Here is a 23,646-nt window from a genome sequence, read left to right as displayed (position 1 = left end):
TGCATATTTAGGAGTGAAAACAAAAATGAGTAGTGATTTGTTAGATGCGCTAAATGCGCTAGAAGAACAAAAAGGAATTTCAAGAGATGTGTTAATTGAAGCAATAGAAGCGGCATTAGTTACAGCTTACAAACGCAACTTCAATCAAGCACAAAATGTCCGTGTTGACTTAAATTTAGATAAGGGCTCAATTCGTGTCTTTTCACGTAAAGATGTTGTTGAAGAAGTAGAGGATGATCGTTTACAAATCTCTGAAGAAGATGCCAAGGAGATCAATCCTGCATATCAATTAGAAGATATCGTGGAGCAGGAAGTGACACCTCGAAACTTTGGCCGTATTGCTGCACAGACAGCGAAACAAGTTGTTACACAACGTGTGCGCGAAGCAGAACGTGGCCTAATTTACGAGCAATATGTGGACCGTGAAGATGATATCGTAACTGGTGTAGTTGAGCGTCTAGATGCTCGTAATATTTACGTAGGTCTAGGAAAAGTAGAGGCTGCATTACCACAAAACGAACAAATTCAAGGTGAAACATATCATCCACACGATCGCATCAAGGTCTATATTACAAAGGTTGAACGTACAACTCGCGGACCACAAGTAATTGTTTCACGTACACATCCTGGTTTATTACGCCGCTTATTTGAAATGGAAGTACCTGAAATCTATGAAGGTATTGTAGAAATTAAATCAATAGCTCGTGAAGCAGGGGATCGTTCTAAAATCTCTGTTTATGCACACAACGAAGAGGTAGATCCAGTAGGTTCATGTGTAGGAGCAAAAGGCGCTCGTGTGCAAACAATTGTAAATGAATTACACGGCGAAAAAATCGATATCGTTGAATGGTCAGAAGATCCAGTTGTATTTGTAGCAAATGCTCTTAGCCCATCTAAAGTTTTAGATGTTCAAGTCAATGAAGAAGAAAAATCTACTACTGTTGTTGTTCCAGACTATCAATTATCACTAGCAATTGGTAAACGTGGTCAAAATGCTCGTTTAGCTGCTAAGCTAACTGGCTGGAAAATTGATATTAAGAGTGAAACAGATGCTCGTGAGTTAGGTATTTATCCATCTGCTACAAGCACTTTCATACCTGCTGAGGATGAAGAAAGTGATTTTGATGATGTGGCAGTTGACTTATATCAAGACGACGAAGAATAAGTAAGAAAGCCCGTGTGACTAGTTGGCTGCCATTATTCAGTGGGCGTAGCCTAACGCCCACTGAATAATGGCAGAGCCTACAATGGAAGATATTACGGTATTGATTTCAAATCCAAGTTTATAACCAATGTAGGGCATGACTAGTCCACCTCTTACGACAAGCTTCAGAGAGGAAAGGTAATTCTTATGGCTATTAATAAAAAAGTACCTCTTCGAAAATGTGTAGCTACTGGAGAAATGCTACCAAAGAAAGAAATGGTTCGTGTCGTTCGTTCGAAAGAGGGCGAGGTAAGTGTTGATATCTCCGGAAAAAAACCGGGACGTGGTGCTTATGTCTCTAAATCGGAGGAGGCGATTGAAATCGCCCGTAAGAAAAATGTTTTAGGGCACCAACTTGATATGAAAATCCCTGAAGAAATCTACGATGAACTTATTTTGTTGATTCGTAGGGAGTCTATTATATGATCAATCAAGCAGTGCATAATTTGCTTGGAATAGCGGCAAGAGCCCGTAAAGTGATTTCAGGAGAAGAGTTAGTAGTAAAGGAAGTCCGTAATGGTAATGCTAAGCTAGTATTGCTTGCAAACGATGCTTCTAAAAACTCTAACAAAAAAATTCAAGATAAATGCACGTACTACAACGTTGAGTATCATGTAATTGGTGATCGTTATGATCTAGGACATGCTACAGGTAAGGAGGCCCGCGTGGCTTTGGCTATTACCGATAAAGGTTTTGCAAGCAAATTGTCTAGTCTACTCAACGAAAAATAATCGGGGGTGAGCAGATGACCAAAATCAGAGTTCATGAATATGCGAAACAAGTGAATAAAACGAGTAAAGAGGTTATTGAAGCACTAAATAAAATAAATGTTAGCGTAACAAACCATATGTCAATGTTAGAAAAAGACATAGTGGCAAAGTTAAACCAAACATTTAAAAATATAAAAGAAGTGAAGCAATCTACTCAAAACGTATCGCAAAAATCACAGCAATCGGTGAAAAAGCAAGACGGGCAAAAGCAGCAATCTGCTACTTCTAAGCCTAAAGCCAATAATCAGCAACAAACGCATCAAAACTCAAATTCGTCTAACGAAAAATCTAAGAATACAAAAGGTAGTCAAAATCGAAATATGACAAATAATAATAATAATAATAATAATAATAATAATCGCAGAGGTGGCGGAGGTTACAACCAACGTCCAAAACCAGGAATTCATGGCGGAAAACGTCGCCATCCAAAAACACATCAACCAAGTCTACCAGTGAAACAGAAGGAATTACCAGAAAAAATTACTTTTGTTGAATCACTTTCTGTAGCGGAATTAGCAAAAAAATTACACCGTGAGCCATCAGAAATTATTAAAAAATTATTTATGCTTGGTGTAATGGCAACAATTAACCAAGAATTAGATAAGGATGCAATTGAATTACTTTGCGCAGACTATGGTGTAGAAGTTGAAGAAGAAATTCGTGTAGATATTACGGATTTAGAAACACACTTCGAACAAACAGAAGAAGTTAACGAGGCGGACTTATCAGAACGTCCTCCTGTAGTAACAATTATGGGTCACGTTGACCATGGTAAAACTACATTGTTAGACTCTATTCGCAATACTAAAGTTACAGCTGGAGAGGCTGGAGGTATTACTCAGCATATCGGTGCTTATCAAGTAACTGAAGGCGACAAAAAAATTACGTTCCTAGATACACCAGGACACGCTGCGTTTACAACTATGCGTGCGCGTGGTGCGAAAGTAACAGATTTAACGATTTTAGTAGTAGCTGCGGATGATGGTGTTATGCCACAAACAGTAGAAGCGATTAACCACGCAAAAGCAGCAGAAGTACCAATTATTGTTGCAGTCAATAAAATGGATAAACCTTCAGCTAATCCAGACCGTGTGATGCAAGAGTTAACAGAGCATGGCCTAGTTCCCGAAGCTTGGGGTGGCGAAACTATTTTCGTACCAATCTCTGCATTAAAAGGTGAAGGCATTGACACATTACTTGAAATGATTTTACTTATCGCTGAAGTTGGAGAATTAAAAGCGAGCCCTAATCGCTTAGCACTTGGTACAGTAATTGAAGCACAGCTAGATAAAGGTCGAGGCTCTGTTGCAACGCTTTTAGTACAAGATGGAACATTAAAAGTAGGGGACCCAATTGTTGTCGGCCATACTTATGGACGTGTACGTGCTATGGTGAATGACAAAGGCCGTCGTGTGAAAGAAGCTGGACCATCAACGCCAGTTGAACTCACAGGTTTAAATGATGTACCACAAGCTGGCGACCGTTTCGTTGTCTTTGAAGACGAAAAAACAGCACGTCAAGTTGGAGAAACTCGTGCAATGACAGCGATTCAAGCACAACGTTCAGAAAAACAACGCGTAACGCTTGATAACTTATTCGAACAAATGAGTCAAGGCGAAATGAAGGAGCTTAACTTAATTGTTAAAGCTGACGTTCAAGGTACTGTGGAAGCTATGGCTGCATCATTAATGAAAATTGATGTTGAAGGCGTAAACGTGAAAATTATTCACACTGGCGCTGGAGCGATTACAGAATCAGATATTTCTCTTGCTGCGGCTTCTAATGCAATTGTTATCGGCTTCAACGTTCGTCCAGATGTCAATGCAAAACGTGCAGCAGAAGAAGAAGGCGTAGATATTCGTCTACACCGCATTATCTATAAAGTAATCGAAGAAATTGAACAAGCAATGAAAGGAATGCTTGATCCAGAATTCGTAGAAAAAATTATTGGTCAAGCAGAAGTTCGACAAACAATTAAAGTATCAAAAGTTGGTACAATTGCTGGTTCATACGTAACAGAAGGTAAAGTAACTCGTGATTCAGGCGTACGTGTGATTCGCGATAATGTAGTAATTTTTGAAGGTGAATTAGATACACTTAAACGTTTCAAAGATGAAGTAAAAGAAGTTGCCCGTGGTTACGAATGTGGTATTACAATTACAAACTTCAACGATATTAAAGAAGGCGACATTATCGAAGCCTATATTATGGAAGAAGTTAAACGTGCATAATGATTGTTTATGCAGAGGTTGAATTCATGATTCAAACTGCCCATTCGTTGAAGGAAAAACGTGCTGTCCTACAGCGTATGCTTACCCGCACGAAACAAAAATTTAATGTATCCATTGCTGAAATTGACCATCAAAATGTATGGCAGCGCACGAAATTAGCGCTTGTTGCTGTTTCTTCTTCAAAAGAAGCAGCCGAGCGTGAAATTAATCACGCGCTCCACTACTTACAGTCAAATCCATCTTGGGAACAGCTTAATGTGTGGCGAGACTATCTATAAGTAACATTAGAAGTTGTGTTGTTTGATTTAACCATACCTTGCATGAAAATAGATGTGTAAGTGAGGACACAACTTTCTGTACATCGAAATTGAGGTGACAAACTATGTCTCTACGCTCAAACCGTGTCGCTGAGCAAATGAAAAAAGAGCTTGGCGAGATTATTGGACGTAAAATTAAAGATCCGCGTGTTGGTTTCGTTACTGTTACTGGTGTTGAGGTGACAGGTGATTTACAACAAGCGACAATTTATATTACAACTCTAGGCAATGAACGTGAAAAAGAGGAAACACTAAAAGCTTTATTAAAGGCTTCTGGTTTCATTCGCTCAGAAATCGGTACACGAATCCGTTTACGTCGTACACCAGAACTAATCTTTGAATTCGATTCATCGATTGAATATGGGAATCGTATTGATTCATTGCTACGTGGTTTACACGAAGAATAAGCTTAACTAAAAAAGTCTGCCATATGCATGTTCATGCAGGCAGACTTTTTACATTCATCGGAAATGCAACAGAATATTTTGCTTGATTTTAGGAGGGAATTTATGAACGGTATTTTACCGCTTTGGAAGGAACGTGGCATGACAAGTCATGATTGCGTCTTTAAATTACGAAAAATTTTACGTACCAAAAAAGTTGGCCATACAGGCACACTTGATCCGGGTGTTGAGGGAGTTCTTCCCATTTGTATTGGTCAAGCAACACGCATCGCAGAATACTTAACTGATGCAGGAAAAACCTATGAAGCCGTTATTTCTATTGGCCGTACAACGACAACTGAGGATGCAGAAGGAGAAACGGTTGAGCAAAATAGTACCAATAAAAAGTTCACACGTACTCAATTGCTTGAGGTTTTAACCTCGCTAACAGGTGTTATTCAACAAACGCCACCGATGTTTTCAGCAGTTAAAGTAAATGGTAAACGTCTCTATGAATATGCTCGAAAAGGCGAAATTGTCGAAAGACCTACACGTCAAGTCAATATTTATGCATTAGAACTACTAGATGATACAGCAATATATGAAGGACAAGAAATTACATTCCCTGTTCGTATAGCGTGTAGTAAAGGGACGTATATTCGAACACTAGCTGTGCAAATCGGAGCGGCACTTGGCTATCCAGCACATATGAAAGAGCTCGTACGTACAGCCTCAGGTACATTTACACAAGAAAATTGCTTTACATTGGCACAAGTTGCTGAGCTGATGGAAGCTGAACAAATGGATACTTGCATTTTACCAGTTGAGTATGCATTAACAGATTATCCATATATTGAGATCACTTCTGCAAACGAAAAAGAAATTTTCAATGGACAAGTGCTTCCCGCAGATGCATTATTAAAGATACATGATAAAATTGTTTTTGGAATCAGTGGGAAAGCAATTGCGGTTTATCATGCCCATCCTACAAAGGAAGGGTTTATGAAGCCACATAAGATGTTTCCGACGATAGAGTAGGAGGATTTTTAGTATGGAGGTTATTCATTTAAAATACCCACACCAACTACAGCAACGAGAAAGCATGCAGCCATATTCATTGGCACTTGGTTTTTTTGATGGTGTACATAGAGGGCATCAGGAAGTTATTAGGGCAGCGAAGGAAGAGGGAGACAAACGTCAAATTCCAACGGCTGTTATGACATTCGATCCACATCCTTCTTTAGTGCTTGGCGGACGTAACGAAAAAGTATTTTATATAACGTTATTACAGCAAAAATTGCAGCTTTTTGAAGAACAAGGTGTTGATAAAGCATTTGTTGTACATTTCACATCTGATTTTGCAAAGCTTTCACCTGCTGCATTTATTGATACATTTATTCGTGGGTTGAACATTCAACATGTTACAGCAGGCTTTGATTATTCTTTTGGTGCATTTGGTAAAGGCACAATGGAAGATATGCGTGCATTGAGTAATGGAGATTACGGCGTAACGGTTGTTGAAAAGAAAACCGACGATATCGAAAAAATTAGCTCTACACGTATCCGTAAGCTTTTGCAAGAAGGAGATATGGAAGCAGCAAGATTGCTCCTTGGACGACCATTTGAAATTACGGGTATCGTTGTACATGGTGATAAGCGAGGACGCACAATAGGTTTCCCAACTGCAAATATCCAAGCGTTGGAGGGGACTTATATTCCAGCAAGCGGTGTATATGCGGTTCGATTACTTGTTCAAAATAACTGGTATGATGGTGTATGTAATGTAGGCTATAAACCAACATTTAAAGACCCAAATGACAAGCAATTATCCATCGAAGTCCATATATTAAACTTCGAAAAAAATATCTACGGTGAAGAAGTACATGTCGCTTGGTATAAACGTATAAGAAGTGAACGAAAATTCGATGGTATCGAAGCTTTGAAAGCACAAATCGAAAAGGATAAACAAGAAGCAATTGAATATTTTAAGGTTATTACCAAAAGTTAAAATGTATACCATGAATATAAGTTGATTGGATCAGCGATAGAGGAACGAAGGCTAAAACCATCACATCCTGTGATAACGCCTTCGTGACCAACATCGTGGGCCCAAGACCCTGGAGCGAAGCGAAGCGGGTAGGGGAACGAAGGCTAAATACATCACGTCCTGTGATAACGCCTTCGTGACCAACATCCTGTTGCCCCGACGCCCCCAGGTAAGCGCCCAGCTGGAACGGAAATCAACCCCACTTTATGGTGATGAACCAGATTTTATCGGGTAAATGCAAATTAAATATGCGTTAGCATTTGAATAGGCTTACGTTAACGCTTGCTTGACCTTTTGATTTATGGTAACATTCATAAGTGCATAATATGCTTAACCTTAGCTCGGTATATCGATGACTCCAACGTTTACTGTGCTAATGGGGATTAACAATTATTTAGGAGGTCCATACAAATGGCTATTTCAAAAGAACGTAAAAACGAAATTATTGCTGAGTACCGCACTCACGAAAGTGACACTGGTTCTCCAGAAGTACAAGTTGCAGTATTAACAGAGGATATTAACGCTCTAAATGCTCACTTACGTACACACAAAAAAGATTTCCACTCTGAGCGTGGTCTTCTTAAAATGGTAGGTCGTCGTCGTCACTTATTAAAATATCTTCGTGAGACTGACGTACAACGTTACCGTGAACTAATCACTCGTTTAGGCTTACGTCGCTAATTGTCAATCGAAAAGCGGGATTAATCCCGCTTTTTCTTTATGTTTATAAACATTAAGAAGACAGTAAGCTTTACTATTGAGAAAAAAAGCATATATGACATGAATTTCAAGCAAAAAAACATTGTTTCAATCAAAGATAGAAATAAATCCTAAATAAATTGGCAATAACTGAATTTAAATGTATGATTATTTAATGAAATATTTAGCATAGAACAAGCATTTTTGGTACACTTACTATTAGTACATACAGACGAAGTAAGTGTTTTTATAATAGAGAGGGGTTCATTGAATGAACGAAAAGAAAGTCTATTCCTATGAATGGGCTGGCCGTCCACTAGTAATCGAAGTTGGACAGTTAGCAAAACAAGCAAATGGGGCCGTATTAGTACGCTATGGTGATACATCAGTACTTTCAACAGCAACAATGTCAAAATCACCGAAACCACTTGATTTCTTCCCATTAACAGTAAACTATGAAGAACGTTTATACGCAGCAGGTAAAATTCCTGGTGGCTTTATTAAACGTGAGGGACGTCCATCTGAAAAAGCAATACTAGCAAGCCGTTTAATCGACCGTCCAATTCGTCCGATGTTCCCAGACGGTTTCCGTAATGAAGTACAAGCGATTTCAATGGTCATGTCTAATGATCCGGATTGCACGTCTGAAATGGCTGCAATGGTTGGTTCATCATTAGCGTTAGCTATTTCGGATATTCCATTTGATGGACCGATTGCAGGTGTACAAGTTGGATATATTGATGGTAAATTTATCGTGAACCCAACAGTGGAACAATCTAATCAATCAACAATCCATTTATCTGTAGCAGGTAACAAGGATGCTATCAACATGGTTGAAGCTGGTGCACTAGAAGTACCGGAAGAAGTAATGCTCGAAGCCATTATGTTCGGTCATGAAGAAATCAAAAAAATTATTGCTTTCCAAGAGCAAATTGTTGCAGAAGTAGGGAAAGAAAAATTACCTGTAACATTATTTGAAATTGATGAAGCGATTCAAGCAGATATAAAAGCAGCTTGTGAGACTGACATGCATGATGCTATTCAAACTGCTGAAAAACATGCACGTGATGAGGCTATTAAAGCGGTAAAAGATCGTATTATTGCTTCTTATGAAGAGCAAGAAGCGGATGAAGTAACAATGAAGCAAGTTTATACAATTCTAGATAAAATGGTTAAAGACGAAGTACGTCGTCAGATTACAGAAGATAAAGTTCGTCCAGATGGTCGTAAGTTAGACGAAATCCGTCCACTTTCTTCTGAAACAGGCTTATTGCAACGTACTCACGGTTCAGCATTATTTACGCGTGGACAAACACAGGCCCTTTCTATTTGTACATTAGGTGCACTTGGTGATGTGCAAATTATCGACGGTTTAGGCGTAGAAGAATCGAAACGCTTTATGCATCACTATAACTTCCCGCAATTCTCTGTAGGGGAAACTGGCCCAATTCGTGGACCAGGTCGTCGTGAAATCGGTCATGGTGCATTAGGAGAGCGTGCTCTTGATGCGGTTATTCCAGATGAATCTGTATTCCCATATACAATCCGTTGTGTATCGGAAGTACTTGAGTCAAACGGTTCTACATCTCAAGCTTCTATCTGTGCTTCAACGTTAGCGATGATGGATGCTGGTGTTCCATTAAAAGCACCTGTAGCAGGTATTGCAATGGGTCTTGTTAAAAAAGGCGAACATTACTCTATTTTAACTGATATTCAGGGTATGGAAGACCACCTTGGAGATATGGACTTTAAAGTTGCAGGTACAGCTAAAGGTGTAACAGCACTTCAAATGGACATTAAAATTGATGGTTTATCACGCAATATTTTAGAGGAAGCATTAACACAAGCTAAAATTGGTCGTATGCACATTTTAGAATCAATGCTTGCTACTCTTGCAGAACCACGTGAAAAATTATCTACATTTGCACCGAAAATTGTGATCGTGAAGATTAATCCTGATAAAATTCGCGATGTTATCGGACCTGGTGGTAAACAAATTAACAAAATTATTGAAGAAACTGGCGTAAAAATTGATACTGAGCAAGATGGTACAATTTACATCTCTTCTGCAGATGAAGAAATGAACGCTCGTGCAAAACAAATTATCGAAGACATCGTACGTGAAGCAAAAGTTGGCGAGTATTACTTATCAACAGTTAAACGTATTGAAAAATTCGGTGCGTTTTGTGAAATATTCCCAGGTAAAGATGGCTTACTTCACATCTCTGAAATTCAAGAGGAACGTACAAAACAAGTTGAAGATGTCTTAAAACTTGGCGATCAATTACTTGTAAAAGTTATTGAAATTGACAAGCAAGGTCGTGTGAATTTATCTCGTAAAGTAGTGATCCAAGAAGAAAAAGAACGCGCTGAGCAAGATAAATAATAAGTTGTAGAAAAGGCTGCGTATAATGCGCAGCCTTTTTTAAATCAGTTAAGGAATATGGTTCTATAATATTTGTGTGGAAGCTTCACATTGTGACTCACCCTTAGATATAGAACCAGAAATATAATTGGGGGAGATTTTTTGGTACAAGTACATACATGTCAGAATGGTGTGCGTATTGTGTCTGAGCAAATCGATCATGTAAGGTCTGTTGCGCTAGGCATTTTTGTTAATGCAGGATCTCGTTATGAGCTTCCTGAGGAAAATGGCATTACGCATTTTATAGAACATATGCTTTTTAAAGGGACAAAAACTCGAACAGCTCGCCAAATTGCTGAAGAATTTGACCGAATTGGTGGAGAGTTAAATGCCTTTACATCCAAGGAAAACACTTGTTATTATGCAAAGGTTTTAGACCATCATGCTGAGCTTGCAGTTGCAATATTAGCGGATATGTTCTTTAATTCTACGTTTGCAGAGGAAGAATTAGAGAAGGAAAGACAAGTTGTACTAGAGGAAATATTAATGAGTGAAGACGCACCTGATGACGATGTTCATGAAAAACTATGGGGAGTCATGTATCCAAATGATGCACTCGGTCGTCCAATTCTAGGAACTGCGACTACTTTAAAAACATTTACAGCTGATATTATACGTAACTATATGGCTAAACATTATGGTCCAGAATCAGTTGTTATTTCAATAGCGGGAAATATTTCTACAAAGCTTATGCAAACAATTGAAGACTTATTTGGCCAATATCAACCATCTCCACTTGTGGTTGAACCGGTACTATCGAATCCTTATTTTTATCCGGGAGAGATTTCAAAAACTCGCGATACAGAGCAAGCGCATTTAGCCATTTCCTATCCAGCAATTGGTGTAAAAGATCCAGATATGTATAGCTTTATTGCACTTAATAATATTATTGGTGGTAATATGAGCTCTCGTTTGTTCCAAGAAGTACGCGAAGAACGTGGTTTAGCATATTCAATATTTTCTTACCAATCTTGCTATGCTGATGTTGGAGCATTTACGATTTATGGTAGTACGAGTCGTCAGCAATTATCACAGCTTCAACATACAATTGATGCGACATTACTTGATGTCGTAGCAGGTGGCGTGACAGAGGAAGAACTTGATAATGCGAAAGAGCAGCTCAAGGGTAGTTTTGTACTCGGTCTAGAGGGGACAGGCGCTCGTATGAATCGCAACGGTACAAGTGAGTTAGTGCATCGTAATCATCGCTCAGTAGACGAAGTATTAGCGTCTATCGATGCCGTATCAATGGAATCGATCAATCGTTTAATAGCAAAAATCTTAAAAGCTGAGCCAGCTATTTCAATTATCGGCCCAGAAGCTTAAAAGTAAAGTAGGTTGCCCATTTAAGGCAGCCTATTTTTTATAGTGTTGAAACAAAATAATCAAGGTAATCTTTGTGAATGTTGTGGCGATTAGATGAAGGGGATTTCCGTGTCAGGCTTCTTCTGTGGGCGAGCGTCGAGCCGCTTCCTTCGCTTAAATTGTTGCTTCACTTTCGCAAAAAAATATCTGTTGCTGCCGCTGCCGCTTCGCTTTCGCGCAAAAACATCTGCCGCTGCCGCTTCGCTTTCGCGCAAAAACATCTGCCGCTGCCGCTTCGCTTTCGCGCAAAAACATCTGTGGCCCTAAAGCCTCCCGCCGATTAGGACACCTTAATCTCGTTGACATAATATTTTTCCTATTCAATTAACCTCTCTTGCTATATACAATGAAAGGCTTTGACGGAAAATTAATAGAGTAATGAGTATACTTATAATTGTAGGGATCAACATTACTAATAAATTTGCTACTACTTGTGATAAATAGTAATGGATAGGGAAATTTATTGCAAAAATAAGGATTATGGCTGTCATCATTCTAAAATAACGCATCTGCTTTGTCTCGACTAGATGATGGATATAAAATTGGATGGAGATGAGTAAAGAAGAACTGCTAATATAGGCGAAGTACATAGCAAAATGCTCTGAAAAATTATCGTCAGCTGCAGTTTGTGAAAAATAAGCAGGTGCTATTAGAACAAAAAGTAGTATCACGATACCGTGACTATATAGAAAATCAGTCTGTAGCTGTGTTTTTCTCGTCAAAGGTAGACTATTGACAGATAATTCCCAATTTACTTTTTGATCTTCCTCATAGATCCCTCCAACAATGGAAGCGGAAAAAACTACAACAAATATTCCTATTGAGGGAGTATTTAAAAAAGGTATTTCCATGTAACTAATGATTATACAAATAATAACTGCAAAAAAGATGGACCATTTTTGCACCATTATTCTTTGCAAAAGTAAAGCCTGCATTGTCTTTCCCTCCTAGAATTCTTTGTGTTGATATATAGCGGTTGAAATGAGAGAGGACAGCCATAAGATTAAAAGTCCGGCAAGCGGAGCTAAAAACATATACTGTTTTAAGTTGGATAATGATAATGTCATATCTGGGAAATACTCTTTTAAAAGACCAAATAAGAAGCCAGGTATAAAGCAAAGAGCAACTAGGGCAATTCTTCCCTTGATGGAGCCAAATTTAATGTAGATAGGTATTATTAATGCAAGTATACAAAATGACAATGTCACGGTAATATTAAAAGTTAGAAAAAATTCAGTTGAAGCCAAGTTATTCGTGAAGTAATTCATAAGAAAGACAATAGGTAGAGCAATGACAAGCCCGATGATCATGAGTAGGAAACTTAGCATGTATTTACTAAGCACAATATCTCCTTTAGAGATCGGTAAGGTGTTTGCGTATTTATCCCAGTTGCTGTGTTCGTCGTAGGTAATTGCAGTTGTCGCTTGAATGGTCACGATAAATACAACAACAGCTAAGAGCAATGAACCTTGTTGCATGAAAAATGCCGTAAAAAGGATGATAATTAAAAAAGATGCCTGTGATTTCATTTGACGCTGAATCGTCATGAAATCTTTTATTAGAAGAGCAGTCATTATAGAACATTACCTTTCACATAAAATAGCATAATGTCCTCAATCGAAGGTTTTTCAAGTGAAAATACTTTGTTTACTTTATTTTTATGAACTAGTACCTCTATACCGAATGCTCCATTACGCTTTTTTATAATGGCATTCTCAGGTATATCGCTTACTTCCTCATTACTTCCTTTAAATATGCCGTACTCATAGACAAGCACATCCTTGCTTTCGCTAAATAAAATTTCCCCATTATGAATGAATGTAATATAGTCAGCAATCTTTTCTAAATCACTTGTTATATGAGAAGAAAATAGAATGCTATGTGTTTCATCCTGCATAAACGTTGAAAATAAATCGAGAATTTCATCACGTATAATCGGATCTAGCCCACTCGTTGGTTCATCTAAAATTAACAGCTTTGGATGATGTGACATAGCTAAAGCAATGGACAGCTTCATCCTCATTCCTCGGGAGAAGTTTTTTACCTTCTTCCTCTCTGGAATTTTAAATTGTGCTAATCGCTCAAAATAATAGCTTGAATTCCATGTTTTAAATACTTTTTTCATGATTTTGTCGAGTTGCGTCGCATTAAGCGTTTCAGGTACATGTAAATCGTCAAAAACCACACCGATGTCGTTTTTTATCGATAATTCATGTTCGACAATATCTTTGCCGAATAACAAAATTTCGCCATATTCTTTTTTTAGTAAATTGAGTATGCATTTAATTGTAGTAGATTTTCCGGCACCATTTTCTCCTACAAAGCCCATAACAGTGCCTTGAGGTACTGAAAAACTTACATCATTAAGAGAAAACCCTTCAAAGCTTTTATGCAAATCATGAATTTCAATCGCATTCATTTAGTTGTCCTCCTCCAAAATTAATGAAAGTAACTCCTGTATGTCCTCTTTTGTTAGGCCTGCTGTTTTGGCCGTTCTAACCGCTTTCTGCATATGCTCTTCAACTTGACGTAATAATTCCTCGCGTAGAAAATCTTGATTTCGTTCTGTAACAAAGCTTCCTTTTCCAGCTACCGTTTCGATAAATCCATCTCGCTCTAAATCAGCATAAGCACGCTTCGTTGTCATAACGCTAATTTTTAAATCCTTTGCAAGTGCACGAATTGATGGTAGTGCGTCACCTGCTTGTAATTTATTGGCTAGTATCGCTTCCTTAAGCTGTACAGTTATTTGCTCATAAATGGGTTTGTCACTGGCGTTGCTTAAATGGATATGCACAAATTCTTCACCTCGCACAACTGTATATACACACTATACACAGTTATTTGGTTAAATGCAACATTTTCCTACTTTGGGTAAGGGTCACGAATTGCAAAAACTCGGCATATATTGGGGTAACGGTTCAAGGAGGGAGATGAGGCATGCTACTATCAGAGATGGTGGATAAAGAGTTAATTCAAATTGAGGGCGGCGTACATTTTGGTATATTGGCACATACAGAATGTCTATTAGATGTGCAAACAGGAAAGATTCATGGTTTTGAGATTGTTAAAGATAAATTGCCATTCCAAAAAAAGAAAGTAAAAGTTAGTGAAATGATACCTTGGCATGAAATTATACTAATTGGAGAAGATCGTATTTTATTTAACAAAACAACGACGGTACAGTCAGAATTTTTACAGTGAGGTGAGCTTTTGGAAAATGAAAAATGGCTTGTTATCGGTGAGGATCTAAGATTAAAGGAATTAGCTACAATGCTAAGAAGTCCATCGAGAACGGTATTTTATAAAAGAACATCAGTTTGGAACGAAGAGTTAAATAAGCTTGTATTAGAATTCCAACCAAATAGAATTATTCTTCCCATTCTTCCACTTAAAATTGAAGTGGAACAGCTTTATGGGATATCCCAAGTTAAGTTTTATACAGGGCGTTTGACTATGCATTGGAAGCAGTTGCTTGAGAAAAATGAAACAAATTGCTATTTACAACAAGAATCTTTTATTTGGCAAAACGCAAGATTAACAGCGGAAGGATTTATCGCCACGTTTTACGGACTCGAGCAAAAATGTATTTACGGACAAAACTTTACCATCGCAGGTTTTGGACGCACAGCCAAAATGCTCGCTTCTTTACTCGTCAAGATGGGCGCTAATGTCCATATTGTAGCGCGTTCAGTTGTACAAGTGAGTGAAGCTAAGGCTTATGGTTATAAAGCTACAGATTTAGATGACCGCAAATGGTCAATTAATGATGGGATTTTTATCAATACGATTCCAGCTAAATGGATTACAGAATCATTCCAAGATCATGTCCCAGCTGTCCTATATGATTTGGCTTCAGAGCCTGGATGTTTGGATATAGACACTGAGCAATTACAAACGTACGTACTATTGCCCTCATTACCTGGGAAATACTTTGCACATGATGCTGCTACAATATTGTGCAAGGCAATAGAGGAGGAAGAAAATTGCTAACGGGTAAACGAATTGGTTTAGGTATTACAGCCTCTCACTGTACGTATGAGGATGTAGTACCTAAAATTCAAAACTTTATAGATGCAGGAGCAACAGTTATTCCAATTATTACGCATTCCGTGTTACATGCGGCTACGCGTTTTGGTACTGGAGAGGAGTGGATTGCAAAAATAGAGGAATTGACTGGAGAAAAGGTAATTTCCTCTATTAAAGAGGCAGAACCATTCGGACCATCCAATCCATTGGATGCGATGGTTATAGCACCGATGACAGGGAATAGTATTAGTAGATTTGCTAATGCAGCAACAGATAGTCCGGTATTGATGGCTGCTAAGGCAACATTGCGTAACGGTTCGCCTGTTGTCCTGGGCATCTCAACAAATGATGCTCTTGGCTTAAATGGAATGAATATTATGAGGCTGCTAAATGCTAAAAACATTTACTTTATTCCATTCGGGCAGGATTCACCACATTCCAAGCCAAATTCCTTGATTGCTGATTTTGATCAAATGGTCGCAACTGTACATGAAGCGATTACGGAGAAAAAGCAATTACAACCACTGTTTATACAATATTTCAAATAATTCACGAATTACACACAATTTTCAGTATTTTTGTGATACAATAGCACACATTATGGAACATGTATTCAAGGAGAGATGACAGATGACAAAGCAGTTAACAGTTGCGGTTGTTGGAGCAACAGGGGCAGTAGGCACAAAAATGATGGAGCAGCTAATTAAACGGAATTTTCCTATCGGAGATATTAAGTTCTTAGCATCTGCACGTTCAGCAGGAAAACCAATCGAATTTAATGGTAAGACATATACAATTGAAGAAGCGACACCTGAAGCTTTTGAAGGCGTCAATGTCGCTTTATTCTCAGCTGGTGGTTCTGTATCAGCGGTGTTGGCGCCAGAAGCGGCAAAACGTGGTGCAGTAGTTATCGATAATACGAGCCATTTCCGCATGGATCCAGAAGTACCACTAGTTGTTCCGGAAGTAAATCGAGGCGATCTTGCTAAGCATAAAGGGATTATTGCGAATCCAAACTGCTCAACAATTCAAATGATGTCTGCACTTGAACCTATACGTAATACATTTGGCTTAACAAAAATTATTGTATCGACATACCAAGCAGTTTCAGGTGCAGGTATTTCTGCTATTCAGGAATTAAAGGCACAAAGTGCAAATTGGGATGCAGGTAAGGATGTAGAAGCAAATATTTTACCTTCTGGTAGCGACAAACGTCATTATCCAATCGCTCGTAATGTCATTCCACAAATTGATAAATTTACAGACAATGGCTTTACATATGAAGAAATGAAAATGATTAATGAAACGAAGAAAATCATGCATGCACCAGAGCTAAACGTAGCTGCAACTTGTGTTCGCGTGCCAGTTGTTTCAGGACACTCTGAATCTGTTTATATTGAAGTAGAAAAAGATGCAACGGTACAGGAGATTTTTGAAGTATTACGCAGTGCACCAGGTGTGGTATTACAAGATGATATCGCAACACAAACTTACCCAATGCCTATCTATGCAGAAGGGGAAGATGCTACTTTTGTAGGGCGTATCCGTCAAGATTTAGACAACAAAAAAGGATTCCACCTATGGATCGTTTCTGACAATCTTTTAAAAGGCGCTGCATTAAACTCTATTCAAATTGCAGAAGCAATGCTGGAGGATAACTTACTATAAGAGGGGTGTAAGGATGAATTTAGGGCGAATTGGAACGGCGATGATTACGCCGTTCAAAGAAGATGGCACGATTAATTATCCAGAACTAGAACGTATTATTAATCATTTGATTGATAATGGTACAGATTGTATTGTCGCATGTGGCACAACCTCTGAAAATCCAACTATGTCCACAGAAGAAAAAATTGAAGTTGTACGCTTTACAGTAGAAAAAGTAGCAGGTCGTGTACCAGTTATTGCAGGTACAGGGGATAACGAAACTGCTTACTCTATTGCAATGACGCACAAGGCTGAAGAAAATGGTGCAGATGGTATTATGCTTGTAGCACCATATTATAATAAGCCAAATCAACGCGGTATTTTTGCGCATTTTGAAACAATTGCAAAAGAAACTAGATTACCTGTCATGCTTTATAACGTGCCAGGACGTACAGGCATCAATGTAGCCTATGAAACTTCCGTTGCTTTAAGTAAAATTCCTAATATTTCATGGATTAAAGAAGCGAGTGGCAATTTAGATCAAATGGGCGATATTATTGAGAATGTTGATTCAGATGATAACTTTTTAGTGTATAGTGGGGATGATGGTTTAACACTTCCACTACTAGCAATCGGCGGAGCAGGAATTATTTCAGTTGCTGCTCATGTTGTTGGAAATGATATGCAATTAATGATTAAAGCGTTTGAAGAAGGAAATCACGAGCTAGCAGCCAAAATTCATCGAGCATTATTACCACTTGTACGTGCGTTGTTCGCACAGCCAAACCCATCGCCTGTAAAATACGCGATGACGAAATTAGGCTTTGATACACTTAATGTCCGTCTGCCTATGATGGAAATGACAGATGAAGAAAAAGCAAACTTCGATCGAATTTGGGATACGTATCAAGAAAAAGCGAGAAGTTTTAGAAAAATAAGTACCTTTAGTTAATTTAAACCTTCAGACCGTAAACAAACTCGAGATTTTTTAGTTTGTTTACGGTCTTTTTTGATTATATAGAAGAATAAGGTAGTTACTTTCCCAATTCGGGTAATTCGTAGACAAATATTCAATAAGAATGTCGGAACCTTTTCGTGAAATATCAGCATCATTTCTGAATTTATCGGATCATTTTCATAGTTTATCGGAATACTTTTTATCTCGCTCTATTAGCACACATGAGTTGTTTTGTAAAAAATTTCTGTTTCAACCATGAAAGATGTATTTTTAATTTGTGCAAAAGCTTTGCAAACCGTATAATGAATCTTAAGTGGTTGCTGTTCGGGATATTTTTTAGGAGGAAATAAATTGACAAAAAAGAAAAATGAATTAATTCGCATCATTCCACTTGGTGGCGTGGGCGAAATTGGGAAAGCAATGTACGTAGTAGAAATTGACGAAGAGCTATTTGTAGTGGATAGCGGCTTGATGTTCCCTGAAGACGAAATGCTGGGCATTGATATCGTAATTCCTGATATTACGTATTTAGAAGAAAATAAAGATCGTGTGAAAGGGATATTCTTAACACATGGTCATGAAGATGCAATTGGCTCGATTGCTTATGTACTTAAAAAAATAAAAGCGCCGGTGTACGGATCAAAATTAACAATTGCACTTGCAAAGGAGCATTTAAAAGAATTGCCTGCACCACATCAGGTGAAATTCTTTGAGGTTACGAACCGTAGTCGTATGAATTTTAACTCAACGTATGTGACATTCTTCCATACAACACATAGTATTCCCGATTCGTTAGGGGTAGTGTTCCATACATCTGAAGGAGCAATTGTTCATACAGGTGAGTTTAAATTCGATCAATCTGCGACAGGTAAATTTAAACCTGATTTAGCAAAAATGGCTCAGCTAGGGGAAGAAGGCGTATTTATTCTGTTATCTGAGTCGTGTGAAGCTGAGCGACCAGGTTATACGACATCTGAGATTGTGATTGAAGAGCAATTATCAAAAACATTCCATTCAGCACCAGGTCGTATTTTAGTTGCTGTATATGCATCGAATTTTATTCGTATTCAACAAGTATTTACACAAGCTCAAAAGTCGTTCCGTAAAGTAGTCATTGTAGGAAAACCTTTAGAAAAAGCTGTGGATTTAGGTGTACAGCTAGGCCACTTAGCGGTAGAGGAAGAAACAATCATCCCTATCTCAGAAATGCAAAAATATCAAGATGATGAGATTATTATTATTGCTACAGGTAATAAAGGGGAACCACTTGATGCATTAGAAAAAATCGTCCGCAAACATCACCGAGACATTAAAATGAAGAAAGATGATACAGTATTAATTACATTTACACCTTCTCCAGGTATGGAAGTACAGATGGCTAATACGATGAACTCTATCGCAAAAGCAGGTGCTGAAATTCTAACATCTAGCAAAAATGTACATGTGTCGGGTCACGGTAGCCAAGAGGATTTAAAATTAATGCTAAACTTAATGCAACCAAAGTACTTTATCCCTGTACAAGGTGAGTATCGCATGCTTATTGCTCACTCTAAGCTTGCTCAACAGCTAGGTATGCAAAAATCACAAATTTTTATCGCCGATAAAGGGGATATTGTAGAATATAAAAATGGTAAAATGCGAATGAGTGGCCGTGTACAAGCTGGTAATGTATTAATAGACGGCATTGGTATTGGCGATGTAGGTAACATAGTACTTCGCGATCGTAAGTTATTATCGCAGGATGGTATTTTCATTGTTGTCGTAACATTAAACCGTGCTCAGAAGAAAATTGCATCTGGTCCAGAAATTTTATCACGTGGTTTCGTATATGTACGCGAATCAGAAGAATTAATGGTGGAAGCTTCTGATATTGCGAGAAATGTTATTGAAAAATACGTTGGTAAAGATACATTTGAATGGACAAACATTAAACAAGAAATTCGAGATACACTGAATACGTATTTATTCCAAAAAACGAAGCGCCGCCCAATGATTATCCCGATCATTATGGAATATTAAAAATGAAAGCTCATCGTTAAATGAAAAAGGATTTTCTAGCCGAATGTGAACGGTGGAAAATCCTTTTTTTCGCTCAATCTCAAAAGTTGGGAATGACATATGTTGAAACATATGTCATGTATATAAAGTTGATTGGAGTGAAGGCTGGGCGACTCCTTGGGGATCGGCGGCTCATCGGACGCCCCCAGGAAAGCGCCCGGCCGGAACGGAGATCAACCACACTTTATGGTGATGAGTCTTTTTTTTGAAATAATCAAGTTCTACATGTTATTATTCGCTACATATAAAGAATGGATTACAAAAGAAGGTGAAATAGATGGCGACTAGTAAAAAAAGAAAAGTCACGAAAGGAAAAGCGACTACAGAAAAAAAAGAAATGCATCCGCTTATGTATGAAATTTTAGGGCTTATCTTAATTGCATTAGCGGTTATCATGATTTTTGAATATGGTATGACTGGACGTATTTTACAAACGATAGCAATGTTTCTTTTAGGGAATTTATATTTTGCTGTGCCATTTATGCTTATATTTGTTGCGTTGTTACTGATGATTGGGCAGAAAAAAGTAAGCATTTATGATCGTCTAATAATAGGCATGCTCCTCATTGTTATGAGTTTAACAATTTTTAGCCACGGTATTCTGTTTGAACAATTATCAAAATCTGGTGGTTTATTATCAGACTCTGTTTTGCGAGAATCTTGGCGAATTTTAATTAATTCAGAGGGTATTATCCATCGGAGTAATGCACTTGGCGGAGGTATGATTGGTGCACTGTTATTTAGTGCTCTACACGTATTATTTGAGGCAACAGGTGCGAAGGTCGTCGCATGGGTTATTTTCTTTATCGGACTAATTTTAGTAACAGGAAAGGCACTTGTACCATATTTAGCTGGAAAAATGCCCGACCTTTTTGGTAAATGGCAAAAGAAACATCGTGAAAAGAAAAAAAATGTGCCGAAAAAACCTAATAATCGCCGTTCAAAAGTAGAAAGCAAGGATGAAATTGCTGCTGTCGAGCAGGCGCCCGAGGTACAAGAGGAAGAAGAGACTTCTCATGAACCAATTATCTCTGCCTTTACTCAAAATGTGTCTCATGAACGAGAAGGATTTGCAGCAGCTGAAAATGAAGATATTGAACATGGGGAGATTGTTGATGATGTCCATATCGAAGGGGCAGATGCTGTAGAAAATGCAGATTATCAACTTCCATCTTATAATCTATTACAATTACCGCCACAGCATGACCAAAGTGGGGAGTATTCTGTCATTCAGGCAAATGCGAAAAAGCTTGAACAAACTTTGCAAAGCTTTGGTGTAAAGGCAAAAGTAACGCAGGTTCATTTAGGCCCAGCTGTAACGAAATACGAAATATTACCAGACATAGGCGTGAAAGTAAGTAAAATTGTAAACTTACAGGATGATCTTGCCTTAGCACTTGCTGCGAAGGATATTCGTATGGAAGCACCTATTCCTGGGAAATCAGCAATTGGCATTGAAGTACCAAATAGCGAGGTAGCTATTGTTACACTACGGGAAGTGTTAGAGTCTAAAGATGGTGCGAAGCCAGAAGCATTATTACAAGTCGCATTAGGCCGTGATATTACTGGACAAGCAGTCCTCGCTGAACTCAATAAAATGCCACATTTACTTGTTGCAGGTTCAACAGGGAGTGGGAAAAGTGTGTGTATAAATGGTATTGTCGTATCAATCCTAATGCGTACAAAACCACATGAGGTAAAGCTGATGATGATTGACCCGAAAATGGTGGAGTTAAATGTTTATAATGGAATTCCTCATCTACTGGCTCCAGTTGTTACAGATGCGCGTAAAGCGTCTCAGGCTCTAAAAAAAGTTGTGTCAGAAATGGAACGCCGCTATGATCTATTTTCTCATACAGGTACTCGTAATATCGAAGGTTACAATGGCCAAGTACAAAAAGTCAATGAACAAACGGGTGAAAAACAACCGAAATTACCTTATATTGTGGTAATTGTAGACGAGTTAGCGGACTTAATGATGGTTGCCTCAAGTGATGTAGAGGATTCTATTACACGTTTAGCACAAATGGCACGTGCAGCAGGGATTCATTTAATCATTGCAACCCAACGACCAAGTGTAGATGTGTTGACAGGTGTTATTAAAGCAAATATTCCTTCGCGCATAGCCTTTGCGGTGTCATCAGCAATCGATTCTAGAACGATATTAGATATGGGTGGAGCAGAACGTTTACTCGGTCGAGGAGATATGTTATTTTTACCAGCTGGTGCATCTAAACCAAAACGTGTGCAAGGTGCCTTTTTATCAGATCAAGAAGTTGAGTCAGTTGTTAACTTTGTTATAGAACAGCAAAAGGCACAGTATCAGGAGGAAATGATTCCGACCGAAGAAGAGGCAATTTTAGAGGAAACGGATGAATTATTTGATGAGGCTGTACAGTTAGTTGTAAGTATGCAAACGGCCTCTGTTTCGATGTTGCAGCGCCGCTTCCGTATCGGTTATTCGAGAGCTGCTCGTATTGTCGATCAAATGGAGCAACGCGGTATTGTCGGGCCTCCAGAGGGTAGTAAGCCTCGACAAGTACTCATTCATCAATACGATAATTAGTGCCAAAACAACGACAAAAAAATGAATAATGTTGAATACATTAAGTAGGCCCAAATTCATTTCAAAATTCGAAAGCAATTACGCTAAGGTGTAATTGCTTTCAGTCTATAAAAATGTTATATTTATGAACGATTAGTAGGAATGTTGTACATCAGATGTCTGATCTCTGATTTTGGTGGTGATATATATGACTATTAAAGCAGATCATCGTCATCTCTATCTTCAAGTAATTGATCGTTTAAAGTCTGACATTGAAATAGGCGTTTTTAAAGAAAATGAAAAACTGCCTTCAGAGTTTGAATTATCAAAATCACTAGGAGTCAGTCGAGCAACACTTAGAGAAGCGCTACGACTGTTGGAAGAGGAAAATGTTATAGTGCGTCGACATGGGGTGGGGACATTTGTCAACCCTAAGCCGGTGTTTACATCGGGTATCGAGCATTTATCGAGCATTTCTTCTATGATCGAGGCAGCAGGTATGGAACCCGGTTCCCGCTTTTTAAAGGCGACGGAAAGCATACCTTCTGAGGAAGATTTAAAACGCTTCCAATGTGATGGCGAAGATAAAATACTCACAATTGAACGTGTCAGAACAGCGGATGGTGAGCCGGTAGTATACTGCATAGACAGATTACCTGCAAGCTTCCTGCCAACTGACTTTGTAGAAAAAAAGGAAGTTTCACTTTTCTCTGCACTTGAACAATCCGGTAAAATTCATGTTGCCTATGCTGTTACGTATATTGATCCAATCGGGTATCATGAACAAGCTTCACCGATTTTAAATTGCGGGCGTGAAACAGCTCTTTTAGTATTAAAGCAGTTGCATTACGATGATCATGATCAAGTAGTGCTGTATTCAAAAAATTATTTCCGAGCTGATAAATTCAGCTTCCATGTAGTTCGTAAACGGGTGTAGAACATTTCTAATTTTTTCCTGCTAATTACAA

Annotated in this window: 24 protein-coding genes; 20 read left to right on the top strand and 4 right to left on the bottom strand. The window is 38.3% G+C overall.

What is annotated here, in order from left to right:
• Positions 1 to 25: 25 nt before the first annotated feature.
• The 12 genes from nusA (at position 26) to ACIQLB_RS03430 (ending at position 11,725) form a co-directional block, all read left to right on the top strand.
• Positions 26 to 1,165 (top strand): transcription termination factor NusA, encoded by a 1,140-nt coding sequence (gene nusA / locus ACIQLB_RS03485; RefSeq protein ID WP_400720935.1) that lies wholly within the window; start codon positions 26 to 28, stop codon positions 1,163 to 1,165.
• 186 nt (positions 1,166 to 1,351) lie between these two features.
• A complete protein-coding gene (rnpM, locus tag ACIQLB_RS03480; protein ID WP_400720933.1) occupies positions 1,352 to 1,630 on the top strand; it encodes an RNase P modulator RnpM in 279 nt (92 codons plus the stop codon).
• Positions 1,627 to 1,935 carry a YlxQ family RNA-binding protein gene (locus ACIQLB_RS03475; protein ID WP_400720931.1) on the top strand — a complete coding sequence of 103 codons (309 nt, stop codon included), beginning with the start codon at positions 1,627 to 1,629 and terminating at the stop codon, positions 1,933 to 1,935. Before rnpM ends, ACIQLB_RS03475 begins: the two co-directional genes overlap by 4 nt.
• 14 nt (positions 1,936 to 1,949) lie before the next feature.
• Positions 1,950 to 4,205, top strand: a complete 2,256-nt coding sequence (gene infB / locus ACIQLB_RS03470) for a translation initiation factor IF-2 (RefSeq protein WP_400720928.1) — start codon at positions 1,950 to 1,952, stop codon at positions 4,203 to 4,205.
• Complete coding sequence (locus ACIQLB_RS03465; protein ID WP_249073091.1) at positions 4,205 to 4,483, top strand: DUF503 domain-containing protein; 279 nt, start codon at positions 4,205 to 4,207, stop codon at positions 4,481 to 4,483. The genes infB and ACIQLB_RS03465 overlap by 1 nt, the downstream gene beginning before the upstream one ends.
• 104 nt (positions 4,484 to 4,587) lie before the next feature.
• A complete protein-coding gene (gene rbfA, locus ACIQLB_RS03460; RefSeq protein WP_400720925.1) occupies positions 4,588 to 4,929 on the top strand; it encodes a 30S ribosome-binding factor RbfA in 342 nt (113 codons plus the stop codon).
• 102 nt (positions 4,930 to 5,031) lie between these two features.
• A complete protein-coding gene (truB, locus tag ACIQLB_RS03455) occupies positions 5,032 to 5,943 on the top strand; it encodes a tRNA pseudouridine(55) synthase TruB (protein ID WP_400720923.1) in 912 nt (303 codons plus the stop codon).
• Positions 5,944 to 5,956: 13 nt separating this feature from the next.
• Positions 5,957 to 6,913 (top strand): riboflavin biosynthesis protein RibF, encoded by a 957-nt coding sequence (gene ribF, locus ACIQLB_RS03450; RefSeq protein ID WP_400720920.1) that lies wholly within the window; start codon positions 5,957 to 5,959, stop codon positions 6,911 to 6,913.
• Positions 6,914 to 7,363: 450 nt separating this feature from the next.
• Positions 7,364 to 7,633, top strand: coding sequence for a 30S ribosomal protein S15 (gene rpsO / locus ACIQLB_RS03445; protein ID WP_370042827.1), 270 nt, complete (start codon positions 7,364 to 7,366; stop codon positions 7,631 to 7,633).
• Between the two features lie 289 nt (positions 7,634 to 7,922).
• On the top strand, positions 7,923 to 10,037 hold the full coding sequence (gene pnp, locus ACIQLB_RS03440) for a polyribonucleotide nucleotidyltransferase (protein WP_400720916.1): 2,115 nt from the start codon (positions 7,923 to 7,925) through the stop codon (positions 10,035 to 10,037).
• 141 nt (positions 10,038 to 10,178) lie between these two features.
• On the top strand, positions 10,179 to 11,402 hold the full coding sequence (locus ACIQLB_RS03435; protein WP_400720913.1) for a M16 family metallopeptidase: 1,224 nt from the start codon (positions 10,179 to 10,181) through the stop codon (positions 11,400 to 11,402).
• A 77-nt stretch (positions 11,403 to 11,479) separates the two neighbouring features.
• Entirely contained in the window at positions 11,480 to 11,725 is a 246-nt protein-coding gene (locus tag ACIQLB_RS03430) for a hypothetical protein (RefSeq protein ID WP_400720910.1), read from the top strand.
• Between the two features lie 36 nt (positions 11,726 to 11,761).
• Here ACIQLB_RS03430 and ACIQLB_RS03425 read toward each other — a convergent pair whose 3' ends face one another.
• The 4 genes from ACIQLB_RS03425 to ACIQLB_RS03410 are packed head-to-tail and all read right to left on the bottom strand — an operon-like array spanning position 11,762 to position 14,238.
• Positions 11,762 to 12,376 carry an ABC-2 transporter permease gene (locus ACIQLB_RS03425; protein WP_400720907.1) on the bottom strand — a complete coding sequence of 205 codons (615 nt, stop codon included), beginning with the start codon at positions 12,374 to 12,376 and terminating at the stop codon, positions 11,762 to 11,764.
• A gap of 12 nt (positions 12,377 to 12,388) precedes the next feature.
• Positions 12,389 to 13,015: an ABC-2 transporter permease gene (locus ACIQLB_RS03420; RefSeq protein WP_400720904.1), complete on the bottom strand. Its 627-nt coding sequence runs from the start codon at positions 13,013 to 13,015 to the stop codon at positions 12,389 to 12,391.
• Entirely contained in the window at positions 13,015 to 13,860 is an 846-nt protein-coding gene (locus tag ACIQLB_RS03415) for an ABC transporter ATP-binding protein (RefSeq protein WP_400720901.1), read from the bottom strand. The genes ACIQLB_RS03420 and ACIQLB_RS03415 overlap by 1 nt, the downstream gene beginning before the upstream one ends.
• Complete coding sequence (locus ACIQLB_RS03410; protein WP_400720898.1) at positions 13,861 to 14,238, bottom strand: GntR family transcriptional regulator; 378 nt, start codon at positions 14,236 to 14,238, stop codon at positions 13,861 to 13,863.
• Positions 14,239 to 14,381: 143 nt separating this feature from the next.
• On the opposite strand from ACIQLB_RS03410, the gene ACIQLB_RS03405 reads away from it, so the two are divergent.
• The 8 genes from ACIQLB_RS03405 to ACIQLB_RS03370 all read left to right on the top strand — a co-directional run bounded on the left by ACIQLB_RS03405 (position 14,382) and on the right by ACIQLB_RS03370 (position 23,615).
• Positions 14,382 to 14,645: a YlmC/YmxH family sporulation protein gene (locus tag ACIQLB_RS03405; RefSeq protein WP_132357391.1), complete on the top strand. Its 264-nt coding sequence runs from the start codon at positions 14,382 to 14,384 to the stop codon at positions 14,643 to 14,645.
• Between the two features lie 9 nt (positions 14,646 to 14,654).
• A complete protein-coding gene (locus ACIQLB_RS03400; protein WP_400720893.1) occupies positions 14,655 to 15,434 on the top strand; it encodes a dipicolinate synthase in 780 nt (259 codons plus the stop codon).
• Entirely contained in the window at positions 15,428 to 16,018 is a 591-nt protein-coding gene (locus ACIQLB_RS03395) for a dipicolinate synthase subunit B (RefSeq protein WP_400720890.1), read from the top strand. The genes ACIQLB_RS03400 and ACIQLB_RS03395 overlap by 7 nt, the downstream gene beginning before the upstream one ends.
• Positions 16,019 to 16,100: 82 nt before the next feature.
• The gene (locus ACIQLB_RS03390; RefSeq protein ID WP_400720888.1) at positions 16,101 to 17,138 is read left to right on the top strand and encodes an aspartate-semialdehyde dehydrogenase; all 1,038 of its coding nucleotides are present in this window, start codon (positions 16,101 to 16,103) and stop codon (positions 17,136 to 17,138) included.
• Positions 17,139 to 17,151: 13 nt separating this feature from the next.
• The gene (gene dapA / locus ACIQLB_RS03385; protein ID WP_400720885.1) at positions 17,152 to 18,069 is read left to right on the top strand and encodes a 4-hydroxy-tetrahydrodipicolinate synthase; all 918 of its coding nucleotides are present in this window, start codon (positions 17,152 to 17,154) and stop codon (positions 18,067 to 18,069) included.
• 357 nt (positions 18,070 to 18,426) lie between these two features.
• The gene (locus tag ACIQLB_RS03380; RefSeq protein ID WP_400720882.1) at positions 18,427 to 20,094 is read left to right on the top strand and encodes a ribonuclease J; all 1,668 of its coding nucleotides are present in this window, start codon (positions 18,427 to 18,429) and stop codon (positions 20,092 to 20,094) included.
• Between the two features lie 316 nt (positions 20,095 to 20,410).
• A complete protein-coding gene (locus ACIQLB_RS03375) occupies positions 20,411 to 22,699 on the top strand; it encodes an FtsK/SpoIIIE family DNA translocase (protein ID WP_400720880.1) in 2,289 nt (762 codons plus the stop codon).
• 187 nt (positions 22,700 to 22,886) lie between these two features.
• Positions 22,887 to 23,615: a GntR family transcriptional regulator gene (locus ACIQLB_RS03370; protein WP_400720877.1), complete on the top strand. Its 729-nt coding sequence runs from the start codon at positions 22,887 to 22,889 to the stop codon at positions 23,613 to 23,615.
• The last annotated feature ends 31 nt before the right edge of the window (positions 23,616 to 23,646 follow it).

Source organism: Lysinibacillus sp. NPDC092081, from assembly GCF_044755845.1.
Lineage (GTDB): Bacteria > Bacillota > Bacilli > Bacillales_A > Planococcaceae > Lysinibacillus.
This window is presented reverse-complemented; position numbering and strand designations above follow the sequence as displayed.

What these genes read in the sequence shown, in the direction of transcription:
- nusA (WP_400720935.1), top strand. Translation starts at nt 26, where the DNA reads ATGAGTAGTGATTTGTTAGATGCGCTAAATGCGCTAGAAGAACAAAAA.
- rnpM (WP_400720933.1), top strand. Translation starts at nt 1,352, where the DNA reads ATGGCTATTAATAAAAAAGTACCTCTTCGAAAATGTGTAGCTACTGGA.
- ACIQLB_RS03475 (WP_400720931.1), top strand. Translation starts at nt 1,627, where the DNA reads ATGATCAATCAAGCAGTGCATAATTTGCTTGGAATAGCGGCAAGAGCC.
- infB (WP_400720928.1), top strand. Translation starts at nt 1,950, where the DNA reads ATGACCAAAATCAGAGTTCATGAATATGCGAAACAAGTGAATAAAACG.
- ACIQLB_RS03465 (WP_249073091.1), top strand. Translation starts at nt 4,205, where the DNA reads ATGATTGTTTATGCAGAGGTTGAATTCATGATTCAAACTGCCCATTCG.
- rbfA (WP_400720925.1), top strand. Translation starts at nt 4,588, where the DNA reads ATGTCTCTACGCTCAAACCGTGTCGCTGAGCAAATGAAAAAAGAGCTT.
- truB (WP_400720923.1), top strand. Translation starts at nt 5,032, where the DNA reads ATGAACGGTATTTTACCGCTTTGGAAGGAACGTGGCATGACAAGTCAT.
- ribF (WP_400720920.1), top strand. Translation starts at nt 5,957, where the DNA reads ATGGAGGTTATTCATTTAAAATACCCACACCAACTACAGCAACGAGAA.
- rpsO (WP_370042827.1), top strand. Translation starts at nt 7,364, where the DNA reads ATGGCTATTTCAAAAGAACGTAAAAACGAAATTATTGCTGAGTACCGC.
- pnp (WP_400720916.1), top strand. Translation starts at nt 7,923, where the DNA reads ATGAACGAAAAGAAAGTCTATTCCTATGAATGGGCTGGCCGTCCACTA.
- ACIQLB_RS03430 (WP_400720910.1), top strand. Translation starts at nt 11,480, where the DNA reads ATGTTGTGGCGATTAGATGAAGGGGATTTCCGTGTCAGGCTTCTTCTG.
- ACIQLB_RS03425 (WP_400720907.1), bottom strand. Translation starts at nt 12,376, where the DNA reads ATGCAGGCTTTACTTTTGCAAAGAATAATGGTGCAAAAATGGTCCATC.
- ACIQLB_RS03420 (WP_400720904.1), bottom strand. Translation starts at nt 13,015, where the DNA reads ATGACTGCTCTTCTAATAAAAGATTTCATGACGATTCAGCGTCAAATG.
- ACIQLB_RS03415 (WP_400720901.1), bottom strand. Translation starts at nt 13,860, where the DNA reads ATGAATGCGATTGAAATTCATGATTTGCATAAAAGCTTTGAAGGGTTT.
- ACIQLB_RS03405 (WP_132357391.1), top strand. Translation starts at nt 14,382, where the DNA reads ATGCTACTATCAGAGATGGTGGATAAAGAGTTAATTCAAATTGAGGGC.
- ACIQLB_RS03390 (WP_400720888.1), top strand. Translation starts at nt 16,101, where the DNA reads ATGACAAAGCAGTTAACAGTTGCGGTTGTTGGAGCAACAGGGGCAGTA.
- dapA (WP_400720885.1), top strand. Translation starts at nt 17,152, where the DNA reads ATGAATTTAGGGCGAATTGGAACGGCGATGATTACGCCGTTCAAAGAA.
- ACIQLB_RS03375 (WP_400720880.1), top strand. Translation starts at nt 20,411, where the DNA reads ATGGCGACTAGTAAAAAAAGAAAAGTCACGAAAGGAAAAGCGACTACA.
- ACIQLB_RS03370 (WP_400720877.1), top strand. Translation starts at nt 22,887, where the DNA reads ATGACTATTAAAGCAGATCATCGTCATCTCTATCTTCAAGTAATTGAT.